The 14,763-nt window shown below is 41.9% G+C and carries 12 protein-coding genes, 1 tRNA gene, 2 rRNA genes and 1 pseudogene (1 of these 16 cut by a window edge); 13 read left to right on the forward strand and 3 right to left on the reverse strand.

Annotated features, from left to right (window positions below; genetic code table 11):
- The first annotated feature begins 73 nt into the window (after window positions 1–73).
- The 4 genes and pseudogenes from rpsF to HMPREF1654_RS04030 all read left to right on the forward strand — a co-directional run bounded on the left by rpsF (window position 74) and on the right by HMPREF1654_RS04030 (window position 2,049).
- On the forward strand, window positions 74–364 hold the full coding sequence (gene rpsF, locus HMPREF1654_RS04015; RefSeq protein ID WP_003077639.1) for a 30S ribosomal protein S6: 291 nt from the start codon (window positions 74–76) through the stop codon (window positions 362–364).
- An 11-nt stretch (window positions 365–375) separates the two neighbouring features.
- Complete coding sequence (locus HMPREF1654_RS04020) at window positions 376–846, forward strand: single-stranded DNA-binding protein (protein ID WP_003074535.1); 471 nt, start codon at window positions 376–378, stop codon at window positions 844–846.
- Window positions 847–882: 36 nt separating this feature from the next.
- Complete coding sequence (rpsR, locus tag HMPREF1654_RS04025; protein WP_000068664.1) at window positions 883–1,122, forward strand: 30S ribosomal protein S18; 240 nt, start codon at window positions 883–885, stop codon at window positions 1,120–1,122.
- A 408-nt stretch (window positions 1,123–1,530) separates the two neighbouring features.
- Window positions 1,531–2,049, forward strand: a pseudogene (locus tag HMPREF1654_RS04030) (GNAT family N-acetyltransferase).
- A gap of 151 nt (window positions 2,050–2,200) precedes the next feature.
- Here HMPREF1654_RS04030 and HMPREF1654_RS04035 read toward each other — a convergent pair.
- Together HMPREF1654_RS04035 and HMPREF1654_RS04040 are read right to left on the reverse strand one after the other, a co-directional pair.
- Window positions 2,201–2,878, reverse strand: coding sequence for a DUF1129 domain-containing protein (locus HMPREF1654_RS04035; protein WP_003077758.1), 678 nt, complete (start codon window positions 2,876–2,878; stop codon window positions 2,201–2,203).
- 15 nt (window positions 2,879–2,893) lie between these two features.
- Window positions 2,894–3,838 (reverse strand): magnesium transporter CorA family protein, encoded by a 945-nt coding sequence (locus HMPREF1654_RS04040; protein ID WP_003070861.1) that lies wholly within the window; start codon window positions 3,836–3,838, stop codon window positions 2,894–2,896.
- A gap of 122 nt (window positions 3,839–3,960) precedes the next feature.
- On the opposite strand from HMPREF1654_RS04040, the gene uvrA reads away from it, so the two are divergent.
- The gene (gene uvrA / locus HMPREF1654_RS04045) at window positions 3,961–6,786 is read left to right on the forward strand and encodes an excinuclease ABC subunit UvrA (RefSeq protein WP_003077752.1); all 2,826 of its coding nucleotides are present in this window, start codon (window positions 3,961–3,963) and stop codon (window positions 6,784–6,786) included.
- Between the two features lie 37 nt (window positions 6,787–6,823).
- Here the strand turns inward: uvrA and HMPREF1654_RS04050 are convergent, their stop codons facing one another.
- Window positions 6,824–7,579 carry a hypothetical protein gene (locus tag HMPREF1654_RS04050; protein ID WP_003077557.1) on the reverse strand — a complete coding sequence of 252 codons (756 nt, stop codon included), beginning with the start codon at window positions 7,577–7,579 and terminating at the stop codon, window positions 6,824–6,826.
- A gap of 147 nt (window positions 7,580–7,726) precedes the next feature.
- Between HMPREF1654_RS04050 and HMPREF1654_RS04055 the strand changes: the two genes are divergently transcribed.
- The 8 genes from HMPREF1654_RS04055 to HMPREF1654_RS04090 all read left to right on the forward strand — a co-directional run.
- The gene (locus HMPREF1654_RS04055; RefSeq protein ID WP_003077449.1) at window positions 7,727–8,788 is read left to right on the forward strand and encodes a M24 family metallopeptidase; all 1,062 of its coding nucleotides are present in this window, start codon (window positions 7,727–7,729) and stop codon (window positions 8,786–8,788) included.
- 58 nt (window positions 8,789–8,846) lie between these two features.
- On the forward strand, window positions 8,847–9,407 hold the full coding sequence (efp, locus tag HMPREF1654_RS04060) for an elongation factor P (RefSeq protein ID WP_003077808.1): 561 nt from the start codon (window positions 8,847–8,849) through the stop codon (window positions 9,405–9,407).
- 109 nt (window positions 9,408–9,516) lie between these two features.
- On the forward strand, window positions 9,517–9,906 hold the full coding sequence (locus HMPREF1654_RS04065; RefSeq protein WP_003077589.1) for an Asp23/Gls24 family envelope stress response protein: 390 nt from the start codon (window positions 9,517–9,519) through the stop codon (window positions 9,904–9,906).
- Window positions 9,899–10,324 carry a transcription antitermination factor NusB gene (nusB, locus tag HMPREF1654_RS04070; RefSeq protein WP_003077471.1) on the forward strand — a complete coding sequence of 142 codons (426 nt, stop codon included), beginning with the start codon at window positions 9,899–9,901 and terminating at the stop codon, window positions 10,322–10,324. Before HMPREF1654_RS04065 ends, nusB begins: the two co-directional genes overlap by 8 nt.
- Window positions 10,325–10,355: 31 nt before the next feature.
- On the forward strand, window positions 10,356–10,838 hold the full coding sequence (locus HMPREF1654_RS04075; protein WP_014829578.1) for a hypothetical protein: 483 nt from the start codon (window positions 10,356–10,358) through the stop codon (window positions 10,836–10,838).
- Window positions 10,839–11,059: 221 nt separating this feature from the next.
- Window positions 11,060–12,615 (forward strand): 16S ribosomal RNA (locus tag HMPREF1654_RS04080).
- A 56-nt stretch (window positions 12,616–12,671) separates the two neighbouring features.
- A tRNA-Ala gene (locus tag HMPREF1654_RS04085) sits at window positions 12,672–12,744 on the forward strand.
- Between the two features lie 141 nt (window positions 12,745–12,885).
- Window positions 12,886–14,763 (forward strand): 23S ribosomal RNA (locus HMPREF1654_RS04090); it runs 1,023 nt beyond the window's last position.
- The 16S and 23S rRNA genes sit together here with 1 tRNA gene alongside, the layout of an rRNA operon.

Raw genomic sequence — 14,763 nt, forward strand, 5'->3', positions numbered from 1 at the left:
AGTATCTCGTGAGCATCCCTCACTTACCCCTTGTAAAATCTAGGGGTCATTAGACCAAAAGGAGGAAAAATCAATGGCTAAATACGAAATTCTTTATATTATTCGTCCAAACATTGAAGAAGAAGCGAAAAACGCTTTGGTAGCACGCTTTGACTCTATCTTGACTGGCAATGGTGCAACTGTTGTTGAATCAAAAGACTGGGAAAAACGTCGTCTTGCATACGAAATCCAAGATTTCCGTGAAGGACTATACCATATCGTGAACGTTGAAGCTGAAGGCGCAGTTGCTTTAAATGAATTTGATCGTCTTTCAAAAATCAACGCTGACATTCTTCGTCACATGATTGTCAAGCTTGACGCATAAGAAGGGTTACTATGATAAATAACGTTGTACTTGTGGGTCGGATGACCCGAGATGCCGAACTTCGCTATACGCCGCAAAATCAAGCGGTCGCAACTTTTACTCTTGCTGTTAATCGCAACTTTAAAAATCAAAGTGGCGAGAGAGAAGCAGATTTTATTAACGTTGTAATTTGGCGCCAACAGGCAGAAAATCTTGCAAATTGGGCTAAAAAAGGAGCTCTTATCGGAGTTACTGGTCGCATTCAGACACGTAACTACGAAAATCAGCAAGGTCAACGTGTCTATGTGACAGAAGTCGTAGCGGATAATTTTCAGTTATTGGAAAGTCGCGCTAGTCGTGAAGGTCAATCTTCTGGCGGCTATACTTCTAACAATTTTGGAAGTTCACCTTCTGCCAACCAAGTACCCAACTTTTCTCGTGATGAAAATCCATTTGGGAATACCAATCCAATGGACATCTCAGATGACGATCTACCATTTTAATGGGTAAACAGAATAATGATATAAAGGAGAAAGAATATGGCTCAACAACGTCGTGGCGGATTTAAACGCCGTAAAAAAGTTGATTATATCGCAGCAAATAAAATTGAATATGTTGATTACAAAGATACTGAGCTTCTTAGCCGTTTTGTTTCAGAACGTGGGAAAATCCTTCCTCGTCGTGTAACAGGAACTTCAGCTAAGAACCAACGTAAAGTGACAACAGCTATCAAACGCGCTCGCGTAATGGCTTTGATGCCTTTCGTAAATGAAGATTAATAGAAAATTCCCTGTCGTTGACGGGGATTTTTCTATATCTTCTGGTTTAATTTACCTAGATGGAGAAGGGCAGAGAACTTATATTCTGAGAAAATCAAAATAATCCTTCCTTTGCGAGCACTAGCTGCAACGTTAAAAGAGTATTTCGCGTTATGTTACGTCTCTTTGTTGAATCCTAGTTTCATTTTTGCCAGCTTGTCTTGCTAGCTTGTGATTTTTTACAGTATTAGAGGTATTGGTGCCACTCTAAGTTAGAACTGTACCTTAAAATAAATTCGAAGAACAGTCAAAAGTTTTAGTTCAGGTTAAGAAGGGGACACAGTCTGTGACTAGTCTCCTACTTTGTTGATGGTTCTGTTGAGTAGACAATATGTTATAATGGAGAAAAATCCAGTAAAGGAGGAATGTATGAAAGAATACTTATCCATTAGAGAGATGGTCTTGGCTGATATAGACATTCTATCTGAAAGCTTTATGGCTCAAGGCTGGCCCGGTCGGAAGGAAATTTTAAGAAAATATTTCCATGAACAGGAGGAGGGCAAGCGGCAAGTGTTGATTGCTGATGATTGCTGAGCTAGGTGCCGAGTTAGCAGGCTATATCACAATCTTGCCAATTGCAAAACACGGCCCTTTTGCCGGACGTTATCCTGAATTGTCAGATTTCAATGTTTTTGAAAAGTTTCAAAGCAAGGGAATTGGCAGAACTTTGCTGGAAAAGGCAGTGCAGGAGGCAGAAAAATTCTCCAATGTAGTGACTCTGGGAGTTGGTTTGCATCATGGTTATGGAGCAGCACAGCGTCTTTATATCAAATCCGGTTTTATTCCAGATGGTTCTGGTGTCTGGTATAACAACAATTGCTCGCAGCTTATGTTCCATGTGAGAACAATGATGACTTGGTGCTGTATTTATCCAAAAAGGTAAAGTAAAAAGTTGGAGACAACATTAGCTGGCGCTCAAGAAAAGTTTGCGTTGATTGATTAGGCTTGACAGCGGTTGGATACAATAGAATACAGCGAAAGAGAACTCAAAAATCCACTTAATTCAAAGTGGATTTTAACTATTATCATAAATATGATATTAAACTTGTCTTGGTGAGGTAAGAGCACTGCGGATATTGAATTTTTTCTTGAGATAAAAACGGAGTGCCAAAGTTCCACCACCGAACACAAGGATAAATAAGTTTGGTAGTTTTGGATTTAAAATGGCTGGTAATAGGAAGGTTGTTCCATAAAGAACAATAGCCCATAACATCGTAGCAGCTGAAATGATAAGGAGTGATTTGAAAAATGGTGGTTTTTGACTTTGATCTTGATCAGTATAATAAAAGCGGTAAATAAAGTAATACATTCCATAAAATACGAGTGCCCCCACCGCGCTACCAAGTACAATCGTCACAATACCATAATTGCTAGGATTTTTGGAGAATAAGTTAACACTACTATTTAAGATAGCAAATAAACTAAAGACAAATAAGAAAGCATCCATAATCATGAGATACGGATTGGTATTTTCTTTGATAGTTTGAGATTCTTTTTCTTTTGCTTCTGAAAAATTCGCTGCCCAAACAGTAGGTGCTCCATAAAATCCGCGGGCGGTAATTCCTTTGGATTGATTTTCAAGAATCGTGGGAATAATTTCTTCTAGTAAAACTTTAATTTCTTCGTCTGTCTTTCCATCTTTGATGAGTTGGTGGGTTGCGATACGGATAAATTCTTGATTTTTTTTACTGAGTTTAGCCAAAGAAATGTGTGACATAAGATCTCCTTTTAATTAGAATAATTTTTTGTGAATGAGATAGACTGTTAAGGAAACACTGATTGCAAAGGCGATAAAAATAATAATCCAAAAAGCATGTGGTTCCCCATTGAGTGGTAAGTCATTATTTTTGAAGTTCATTCCATAGGCTGAGAAAATCATAGTTGGAATGGACATGACAATCGTCACTAAAGCTAGAGCTTTCATGATGTTATTTTGATTGTTTGAAATAATAGAAGCAAACGTATCTGTCATACTGTGCAAGATATTTCCATAAATATCTGCCATCTCAATTGCCTGTTGAGTTTCGATGAGTGTGTCTTCTAGCAAATCCTCATCTTCCAAATATTTTTTGATATTACTTGTAGCACTGGTTAATTTTTTAATTACACGCTCATTGGTTTTTAAGGACGCTTTAAAATAGACAATCGTTTTTTCAAGTTCCATGAGTTCAATTAGTTCTTCATTCCGAGTTGACTTGTGTAGCTGACTTTCAATTTGCTCACTTTTACGATCAATGGAACGAAGCGCTGTCAAATACAGCTCGGCGTTTCGATAAAGAATTTGGAAAATAAAGCGAGAACGCATAAATGTATAGAAATTACGTAACCGTCGATTAATAAAAATATCGAGCAATGGAAGTTTTTCCAAACAGGTAGTAATAATCGCATCTTCGGTAATAATAATCCCTAGAGGGATGGTTACATAGTAAGTCTGATTATTTCGCTCCTCTGTAATTGGAACATCCACGATAATCAAAGTATATTCATCTTCGATGGTAACACGAGACATTTCCTCTGCATCAAGGGGTGCTCGTAAGTCCGTAATATCAATGTCAAAGGCATTGGAAATTTCAGTAGACTCACTTTGAGAAGGGTTGACTAAATTAATCCAAGTCCCCGACTCAAGCGTATCAATTTCTTTAAATTCAGTTGTTGTTGATAGAAAGACTTGTTTCATGTTTGCCTCCTTCAGTTATTTGCACACCGTACTATTATACTATAAAATTCCGAGTTTTTGGGTAAAAGATTGTAGAAAATTTTGTTATAATAGAAAGAAGTCTAAAATAAAGTGTGGTAAGAATGCAGGATAAAATTATCATTCATGGAGCGCGAGCCCATAATTTAAAAAATGTTGATGTTACGATTCCGCGGGATAAGTTGGTTGTAGTGACAGGGCTGTCTGGTTCAGGCAAGTCTAGCTTAGCTTTTGATACTCTCTATGCAGAGGGACAACGGCGTTATGTAGAAAGCCTGTCGGCTTATGCCCGTCAATTTTTGGGCAACATGGAAAAACCAGATGTGGATTCAATTGACGGTCTTAGCCCTGCTATTTCCATTGACCAAAAAACGACTAGCAAGAATCCTCGTTCAACAGTCGGAACAGCTACAGAAATCAATGATTACCTCCGTTTGCTCTATGCGCGTGTGGGAACTCCATATTGTATCAATGGGCATGGAGCCATTAAAGCTTCTTCTGTAGAACAAATCGTCAATCAAGTTTTGGAATTACCCGAACGTCAGAGATTACAAATTCTAGCGCCAGTTATCCGTAAGAAAAAAGGACAGCACAAGACAATCTTTGATAAAATTCAAAAAGATGGATATGTTCGGGTGCGCGTGGATGGAGATATTTATGATGTAACCGAAGTCCCAGAGCTTTCTAAAACGAAAAAGCACGATATCGAAGTAGTGGTGGATCGGATTGTCATTAAGAAGAGTGTACGCGGTCGATTATTTGATTCGATTGAAGCAGCTTTAAGGCTTGCGGAAGGTTACGTGGTGATTGATACGATGGATGGCAAAGAATTACTCTTTTCCGAGCATTATGCCTGTCCAGTCTGTGGTTTTACGGTTCCTGAACTCGAACCGCGCCTTTTCTCTTTTAATGCCCCATTTGGCTCCTGCTCTGACTGTGACGGCTTAGGTATCAAGTTAGAGGTTGATTTGGATCTTGTAGTGCCTGATAGTAGTAAATCATTACGTGAAGGAGCTCTAGCACCGTGGAATCCAATTTCTTCTAGTTATTATCCGCAAATGTTAGCTCAGGCGATGGAAGCCTTTGGCATCGAGATGGATAAGCCTTTTGAGGAATTGAGTGAGGAAGAAAAACAGCTGATTTTCTTTGGCTCAGATGGTCGAGAGTTCCATTTTCACTATGAAAATGAATTTGGTGGCGTGCGGGATATCGACATCCCTTTTGAAGGAGTAGTAACCAATATCAACCGCCGCTATCATGAAACTAACAGTGATTTTACCCGTAGCCAAATGCGTCTTTATATGAATGAGTTGACTTGTGCAAGTTGCCATGGTTATCGATTGAATCCACAAGCCTTGTCTGTTAAAGTGGGGGGTGAAGGTGGTGTTAATATTGGGCAAGTATCTGATTTGTCTATTGCAGATCATTTAGAATTACTTTCTCATCTGACTTTGACTGAAAATGAAGTGGCCATTGCAACACCGATTATTAAAGAAATTCGCGATCGCTTGACTTTTCTTCATAATGTCGGGCTTAATTACTTGACACTATCTCGTTCTGCTGGAACATTGTCGGGTGGTGAGAGTCAGCGGATTCGCTTGGCAACTCAAATTGGCTCCAATCTCAGTGGTGTTCTTTATATCTTGGATGAACCCTCTATTGGTCTACACCAGCGGGATAACAATCGCTTGATTGCCAGTCTCAAAAAAATGCGTGATTTGGGCAATACTCTCATTGTGGTTGAACATGATGAAGATACTATGCGCGAAGCGGATTGGTTGATTGATGTTGGACCTGGAGCAGGTGTTTTTGGTGGTGAAATTGTTGCGGCAGGCACTCCAGAGCAAGTTGCAAAAAGCAAGAAATCAATTACAGGTCAGTATTTATCGGGCAAACGTGAAATTCCAGTGCCATTGGAGCGCCGCGTAGGAAACGGCCGCTTTATTGAAGTAACAGGTGCGCGAGAGCACAATTTGCAAAACATCACGGCCCGCTTCCCGTTAGGAAAATTTATAGCCGTGACGGGAGTTTCCGGTTCTGGGAAATCCACCTTGGTTAATTCCATTTTGAAAAAAGCAATCGCTCAAAAACTCAATCGTAATTCAGACAAACCGGGTAAATTCAAAAATATTTCAGGAATTGAGCATATTGATCGTTTGATTGATATTGACCAGAGCCCGATCGGCCGAACACCAAGATCCAATCCAGCGACGTATACTGGCGTCTTTGATGATATTCGCGATCTCTTTGCTAAGACCAACGAAGCTAAGATTCGTGGGTATAAAAAGGGGCGTTTCTCTTTCAATGTGAAGGGGGGACGCTGCGAGGCCTGCTCTGGGGATGGGATTATCAAGATTGAGATGCACTTTTTACCAGATGTTTATGTCCCTTGTGAGGTTTGCCATGGAACACGGTACAATAGTGAAACCTTGGAAGTGCACTACAAAGAGAAAAACATTGCTCAAGTTTTGGATATGACGGTCAATGATGCAGTGGAATTTTTTAAGCATATTCCTAAAATTGAGCGGAAACTTCAGACCATCAAAGACGTAGGACTAGGATATGTAACATTAGGACAACCTGCCACAACTCTTTCTGGTGGTGAGGCTCAGCGGATGAAACTAGCCAGCGAACTTCACAAGCGCTCAACAGGTAAGTCTTTCTATATTCTGGATGAACCAACTACAGGTCTGCACACGGAGGATATTGCGAAACTTCTCCAAGTGCTATCACGTTTTGTAGACGATGGCAATACGGTTCTCGTCATCGAACATAATTTGGACGTTATTAAGACGGCCGATCACATTATTGATCTTGGACCAGAAGGTGGTATTGGTGGAGGTACTATTATTGCTACTGGTACACCAGAAGAAGTAGCTGCAAACTCTGCTAGCTATACTGGCCAGTATCTAAAAGGAAAGTTAAAATAAGATTTAAAAGACTCTGCTTTTTTAGGCAGAGTCTTTTTTATAATAAATTACGAATTTTTTCTTTTATAAATGGGTTAAGAGAATAGTGTTTATCCAGATATTCTAGGAGTGCTTGAGCAGACTCAGAAATGCGTTCGTAACCTTGCAAAAAGTGAGGCAATTGCTCGGCTTCCTTTGGATAACCGTCTTCAAATCGTCTGTTGGTATTAAAGACATCTATAAAATTAGATTTAGAAGTGGTTTCCAAACTGATTAGTTCAGTCCAAAGCTTGACGGCTCTGTTTTGGATGAAATCATAAGCAGCTAATTTTTCGCCTCGCTGATAGCGACCTAGCCCTAAATATAGATTGCATGAAATTTCTCCCAACAGCCATTCACGGTCTCTGTTTTCTTTTGATGGCAGTCTTTGTGGCTGACAGATTGTTTCATCAAAACCGACCTCCTTCCAGATAATCTTGCCCTCAGCGAAGGGAATGTTTACTAGTTCATGAGCTTCAAAGACAGCAAATTCACAAAAAACATCATCTTCAAATAGAACTTTATGTCCGTCTACTGTATTTTGGTAGTGAAATGCAATTGGTTCTAGCTTACTTAACCAGGTTAGGTCTTGGATATAGGTCTGCTTGTAGCCATCTTTTACAATAACAAAGAAGTCTAAATCTGAGTACTGATCCAATCGTTCTCTTTCTGTTCCGCAAGAACCAAGTGCCAGCAAAGCTAGTGCTTGTTTCGAATCTTTTAGAGACTGACCAATCTCATCTAGTCTTTGTAACAGTAATTCAGTTTTATTCATATCGTTACCTCATTATTTCTTGTATAACAAAAATTATACATTTATCGCTTTCAAATGTCAATTTCATCTAATCCTAACTATATAGATTGTATTATTTTCAGTGTTTTTTTGCTATAATAAATTGAATCATTTTACGGAGGTTTTCTCATGTTATCAAGAGTTGAAAAATTTGAAGTAGCCTTAAAACAGACAGAGTGTGATGCTGTCTTAGTAACCAATTTGAAGAATATTTACTATCTGACGGGTTTTAGCGGAACAGAAGCGACGGTTTTTATTAGCAAAACGCGACGGATTTTTTTGACAGATTCCCGCTATACCTTGATTGCCAAAGGTGTGGTCAAAGGATTTGATATTATTGAAACGCGTGATGCTTTGGGAGAAATCGCTAAAATCATTGGGGACGATAAATTAGAAAAAATTGGCTTTGATGATCAAGTGCCCTATGCCTATTTCAAGATGCTGAAAAGCGTATTTGCAGCCTATAAACTGATAGCTATGAGCAGTTTCATCGAGAATCTACGCATGATAAAAGACGTGGAAGAAATTGATACGATTCGAAAAGCTTGTCAAATTTCCGATCAAGCCTTTCTAGATGTATTAGACTTTATCAAACCAGGTGAGACAACCGAGTTGGCAGTTATGAACTTTTTAGATGCTCGCATGCGCAAACTAGGTGCTTCAGGTGCGTCTTTTGATTTCATCATAGCCTCGGGATACCGTTCTGCCATGCCTCATGGAGTAGCTAGTGAGAAAGTGATTCAAACTGGTGAAACCTTGACGATGGACTTTGGTTGTTATTACAATCACTATGTTAGCGATATGACACGAACCGTTCATGTAGGGCATGTGACGGATGAGGGACGTGAGATTTATGATATTGTCTTGCGTGCCAACAAGGCTTTGATTGATCAAGCCAAGGCTGGAGTCAGTCGTATTGACTTTGATCGGATTCCACGTCAGATCATCAATGATGCGGGTTACGGAGCTTATTTTACTCATGGGATTGGCCATGGAATTGGGCTTGATATTCATGAAATCCCTTACTTTGGTAAGTCCTCTGAGTCGATTGAAACAGGGATGGTTTTAACAGATGAGCCAGGTATCTATCTGGATGGTAAATATGGCGTCCGTATTGAAGATGATCTTGTCATCACGGAAACAGGTTGTGAAGTATTGACTCTTGCCCCAAAAGAGCTAATTGTGATTTGAGAATTGTCAATCTTTATGATAAAATAAAGAGAAATCTATTTTAAAAGAGGTAATAATAATGATTGAAGCAAGTAAGCTGAGAGCTGGTATGACGTTTGAAACAACGGATGGGAAATTGATTCGTGTCCTTGAAGCAAGCCACCATAAACCAGGTAAAGGGAATACTGTTATGCGTATGAAACTACGTGATGTACGTACAGGTTCAACTTTTGATACAACTTACCGTCCAGAAGAAAAATTTGAACAAGCGATTATTGAAACACGCCCAGCACAGTACTTATACCAAATGGATGACACGGCTTATTTCATGGATACAGAGTCATTTGAACAATATGAAATCCCAGTAGCGAATGTAGAGCAAGAATTGAAATTTATCCTTGAAAATTCAGAAGTGAAAATTCAATTCTACGGAAGTGAAGTTATTGGTGTTACGGTTCCAACGACCGTAGAATTAGTTGTAACAGATACACAACCTTCTATCAAAGGAGCAACAGTAACAGGTTCTGGTAAACCAGCTACTCTTGAAACGGGTCTCGTAGTAAACGTACCAGACTTTATCGAAGTCGGACAAAAATTGATTATCAATACGCAAGAAGGAACCTACGTTTCTCGTGCATAATTTATTCTAAGAACTAGAAGTTCTTAATTACTATTAAACGGGGACTTGGAGTCTAGCAATCATTGAACAGACTCCCAGAATATCTTTGTGTCTTAAGAAAGGACAAGTTATGGCAACTGAACAATTAGGCGAAATCGTTATCGCACCACGTGTCTTAGAAAAAATTATTGCTATTGCAACCGCTAAAGTAGATGGTGTTTACTCTTTCGCAAATAAAAGTATGTCTGATAACCTTGCAAAACGTTCTTTAGGACGTGGTGTCTATCTTCATACCGCCAGTGACGGCGAAGTAACTGTTGACATTTATTTATATTTAGAATACAGTGTAGGTGTTCCAGCGGTAGCAGTGGCTATTCAGAAAGCAGTGAAAAGTGCTGTTTCTGATATGGCAGAGGTTGAATTATCTGCAGTGAACATTCATGTAGCTGGCATTGTTCCAGAAAAAACACCAAAACCGGATTTAAAAGATTTGTTCGATGAGGATTTTCTCAATGACTGATGTACAGCTGGAAATGAGAAGACAACTACGTGAGCGTGCTTTTCAAGCGTTAATGAGTTTGGAATATGAAAGAAATGTGATAGAAGCTTGTCGCTTTGCATATACATATGATAAAGATTCTACAAGCGATTCAGATGTGGAAATTCCTACATTTTTATTGAATCTTGTCATGGGTGTCGAACAGTCCAAAAGTGAATTGGATGAGAAAATTAGTCACTATCTAAAAGAAGGCTGGACTTTAGGACGTCTGACGTTAGTAGAAAAAAATATTCTTCGATTGGGATTGTTTGAAATGACAGAGTTTGATACACCTCAGCTAGTTGCACTCAATGAAGCAATTGAATTGTCTAAAAATTTTTCCAATGAGAAATCAAGTAAGTTTATTAACGGGATTTTGAGTAAATTTATCACAGAATAAAATTTCAAGAAATGAACAAAGAAAAAAGAGGGTGCGAAGTCCTCTTTTTTATAAGTTATATGAGAAAGTAAGGGGAATTGTGCTGAAGTGTCGGCGGGAATATTATGTCCATCTGTGGGAGCTAAGCGATTGGGATCAAGAAGGGATGATAGTCTTGTATGAGTTGGTAAGTCGCCACCCCTATTTGGTAGAGGAAGAAGCCCATCTCTATGTCTACTATAAGACAAAGTTTCGGAATCACATAAAGGATATTCTGCGCAAACAAGAAAGTCAAAAGCGCAAACTGGATCGCCAAGTGTATGAAGAGGTAAGTGAGATTGGGCACAAGTTAAGTCTGAAAGGTCTGTATCTAGACGAGTTGGTAATACTCCGCGATCAATTAAAGTCCTATCAAAAGCAACTGAGTCCCGCCAAGCAAGAGCAGTATGAGCGGTTACTGGCAGATGAAAGGTTCAAAGGCCGCCAAGCGATGCTTCGAGAGTTACGAACCTACTTAAAAGACTATGAGATGTAGCGTAATCAAGGGAAATATCAGAGCGTTAGAAAAAAAGATGAAAAAAGGTATTGACAAGAAGAGTAGTAGGTGATATACTAAGATAGTTGTCGCTTGAATGGCGATAAAGACCTTTGAAAACTGAACAAGACGAACCAATGTGCAGGCGACTGTTGAGAGACAGTCAGTCAAACATAAGCAAATAAATCTGTCAGTGACAGAAATGAGTGAAGACTCAAACTATAAATGAGAGTTTGATCCTGGCTCAGGACGAACGCTGGCGGCGTGCCTAATACATGCAAGTAGAACGCACAGGATGCACCGTAGTTTACTACACCGTATTCTGTGAGTTGCGAACGGGTGAGTAACGCGTAGGTAACCTGCCTGGTAGCGGGGGATAACTATTGGAAACGATAGCTAATACCGCATAAGAACATTTACTGCATGGTAGATGTTTAAAAGGTGCAAATGCATCACTACCAGATGGACCTGCGTTGTATTAGCTAGTAGGTGAGGTAACGGCTCACCTAGGCGACGATACATAGCCGACCTGAGAGGGTGATCGGCCACACTGGGACTGAGACACGGCCCAGACTCCTACGGGAGGCAGCAGTAGGGAATCTTCGGCAATGGGGGGAACCCTGACCGAGCAACGCCGCGTGAGTGAAGAAGGTTTTCGGATCGTAAAGCTCTGTTGTTAAGGAAGAACGAGTGTGAGAATGGAAAGTTCATACTGTGACGGTACTTAACCAGAAAGGGACGGCTAACTACGTGCCAGCAGCCGCGGTAATACGTAGGTCCCGAGCGTTGTCCGGATTTATTGGGCGTAAAGCGAGCGCAGGCGGTTAGATAAGTCTGAAGTTAAAGGCAGTGGCTCAACCATTGTAGGCTTTGGAAACTGTTTAACTTGAGTGCAGAAGGGGAGAGTGGAATTCCATGTGTAGCGGTGAAATGCGTAGATATATGGAGGAACACCGGTGGCGAAAGCGGCTCTCTGGTCTGTAACTGACGCTGAGGCTCGAAAGCGTGGGGAGCGAACAGGATTAGATACCCTGGTAGTCCACGCCGTAAACGATGAGTGCTAGGTGTTAGGTCCTTTCCGGGACTTAGTGCCGCAGCTAACGCATTAAGCACTCCGCCTGGGGAGTACGACCGCAAGGTTGAAACTCAAAGGAATTGACGGGGGCCCGCACAAGCGGTGGAGCATGTGGTTTAATTCGAAGCAACGCGAAGAACCTTACCAGGTCTTGACATCCCGATGCCCGCTCTAGAGATAGAGCTTTACTTCGGTACATCGGTGACAGGTGGTGCATGGTTGTCGTCAGCTCGTGTCGTGAGATGTTGGGTTAAGTCCCGCAACGAGCGCAACCCTTATTGTTAGTTGCCATCATTCAGTTGGGCACTCTAGCGAGACTGCCGGTAATAAACCGGAGGAAGGTGGGGATGACGTCAAATCATCATGCCCCTTATGACCTGGGCTACACACGTGCTACAATGGCTGGTACAACGAGTCGCAAGCCGGTGACGGCAAGCTAATCTCTGAAAGCCAGTCTCAGTTCGGATTGTAGGCTGCAACTCGCCTACATGAAGTCGGAATCGCTAGTAATCGCGGATCAGCACGCCGCGGTGAATACGTTCCCGGGCCTTGTACACACCGCCCGTCACACCACGAGAGTTTGTAACACCCGAAGTCGGTGAGGTAACCGTAAGGAGCCAGCCGCCTAAGGTGGGATAGATGATTGGGGTGAAGTCGTAACAAGGTAGCCGTATCGGAAGGTGCGGCTGGATCACCTCCTTTCTAAGGAAAATACGGAAGACATTGAGTTCGTTTTGTTTAGTTTTGAGAGGTCTTGTGGGGCCTTAGCTCAGCTGGGAGAGCGCCTGCTTTGCACGCAGGAGGTCAGCGGTTCGATCCCGCTAGGCTCCATTAGGATATGGAATTCACCTTTAGTTGATGATATCCTAAAGTAGCACATTGAAAATTGAATAACGATATCAAATAGTAACAAGAAAATAAACCGAAAACGCTGTGAATATTAATGAGTTTATGACTGAAAGGTCAAAATAAGGTTAAGTTAGTAAGGGCGCACGGTGGATGCCTTGGCACTAGGAGCCGAAGAAGGACGTGACAAACGACGAAATGCCTTGGGGAGCTGTAAGTAAGCGTTGATCCAGGGATGTCCGAATGGGGGAACCCAGCAGGTTGATGCCTGTTACCCATTTCTGTTAAGGGAATGAGGAGGAAGACGCAGTGAACTGAAACATCTAAGTAGCTGCAGGAAGAGAAAGCAAAAGCGATTGCCTGAGTAGCGGCGAGCGAAAGGGCAGAAGGGCAAACCGAAGAGTTTACTCTTCGGGGTTGTAGGACTGCAATGTGGACTCAGAATTTATAGAAGAATGATTTGGGAAAATCAGCCAAAGAGAGTAAGAGCCTCGTATTTAAAATAGATTCTGTACCTAGCAGTATCCTGAGTACGGCGGGACACGAGGAATCCCGTCGGAATCTGGGAGGACCATCTCCTAACCCTAAATACTCCCTAGTGACCGATAGTGAACCAGTACCGTGAGGGAAAGGTGAAAAGCACCCCGGGAGGGGAGTGAAAGAGAACCTGAAACCGTGTGCCTACAACAAGTTCGAGCCCGTTAATGGGTGAGAGCGTGCCTTTTGTAGAATGAACCGGCGAGTTACGATATGATGCGAGGTTAAGTTGAAGAGACGGAGCCGTAGGGAAACCGAGTCTGAATAGGGCGTTTTAGTATCATGTTGTAGACCCGAAACCATGTGACCTACCCATGAGCAGGTTGAAGGTGAGGTAAAACTCACTGGAGGACCGCACCAGGGCACGTTGAAAAGTGCTTGGATGACTTGTGGGTAGCGGAGAAATTCCAAACGAACTTGGAGATAGCTGGTTCTCTCCGAAATAGCTTTAGGGCTAGCGTCGACAGAAAGATTCTTGGAGGTAGAGCACTGTTTGGGTGAGGGGTCCATCCCGGATTACCAATCTCAGATAAACTCCGAATGCCAATGAATTATGGTCGGCAGTCAGACTGCGAGTGCTAAGATCCGTAGTCGAAAGGGAAACAGCCCAGACCACCAGCTAAGGTCCCAAAATAATTGTTAAGTGGAAAAGGATGTGGGGTTGCACAGACAACTAGGATGTTAGCTTAGAAGCAGCTATTCATTCAAAGAGTGCGTAATAGCTCACTAGTCGAGTGACCCTGCGCCGAAAATGTACCGGGGCTAAAACAATTTACCGAAGCTGTGGATACCTTTATAGGTATGGTAGGAGAGCGTTCTATGTGTGGAGAAGGTGTACCGCAAGGAGCACTGGAACGCATAGAAGTGAGAATGCCGGTATGAGTAGCGCAAGACAGGTGAGAATCCTGTCCACCGTAAGACTAAGGTTTCCAGGGGAAGGCTCGTCCGCCCTGGGTTAGTCGGGACCTAAGGAGAGACCGAAAGGTGTATCCGATGGCCAACAGGTAGAGATTCCTGTACTAGAGTATAGAGTGAAGGAGGGACGCAGAAGGCTAACTCAAGCGTGCGAATGGAAGAGCACGTCTAAGCAGTAAGGTGTGATATGAGTCAAATGCTTATATCTCTAACATTGAGCTGTGATGGGGAGCGAAGTTTAGTAGCGAAGTGAGTGATGTCACCCTGCCAAGAAAAGCTTCTAGCGATAATTTATACTCTACCCGTACCGCAAACCGACACAGGTAGTCGAGGCGAGTAGCCTCAGGTGAGCGAGAGAACTCTCGTTAAGGAACTCGGCAAAATGACCCCGTAACTTCGGGAGAAGGGGTGCTGATTTAGGTCAGCCGCAGTGAATAGGCCCAAGCAACTGTTTATCAAAAACACAGCTCTCTGCTAAATCGTAAGATGATGTATAGGGGGTGACGCCTGCCCGGTGCTGGAAGGTTAAGAGGAGTGCTTAGCGTAAGCGAA

It is taken from the genome of Streptococcus intermedius SK54 = ATCC 27335, assembly GCF_000413475.1.
Taxonomy (GTDB): domain Bacteria; phylum Bacillota; class Bacilli; order Lactobacillales; family Streptococcaceae; genus Streptococcus; species Streptococcus intermedius.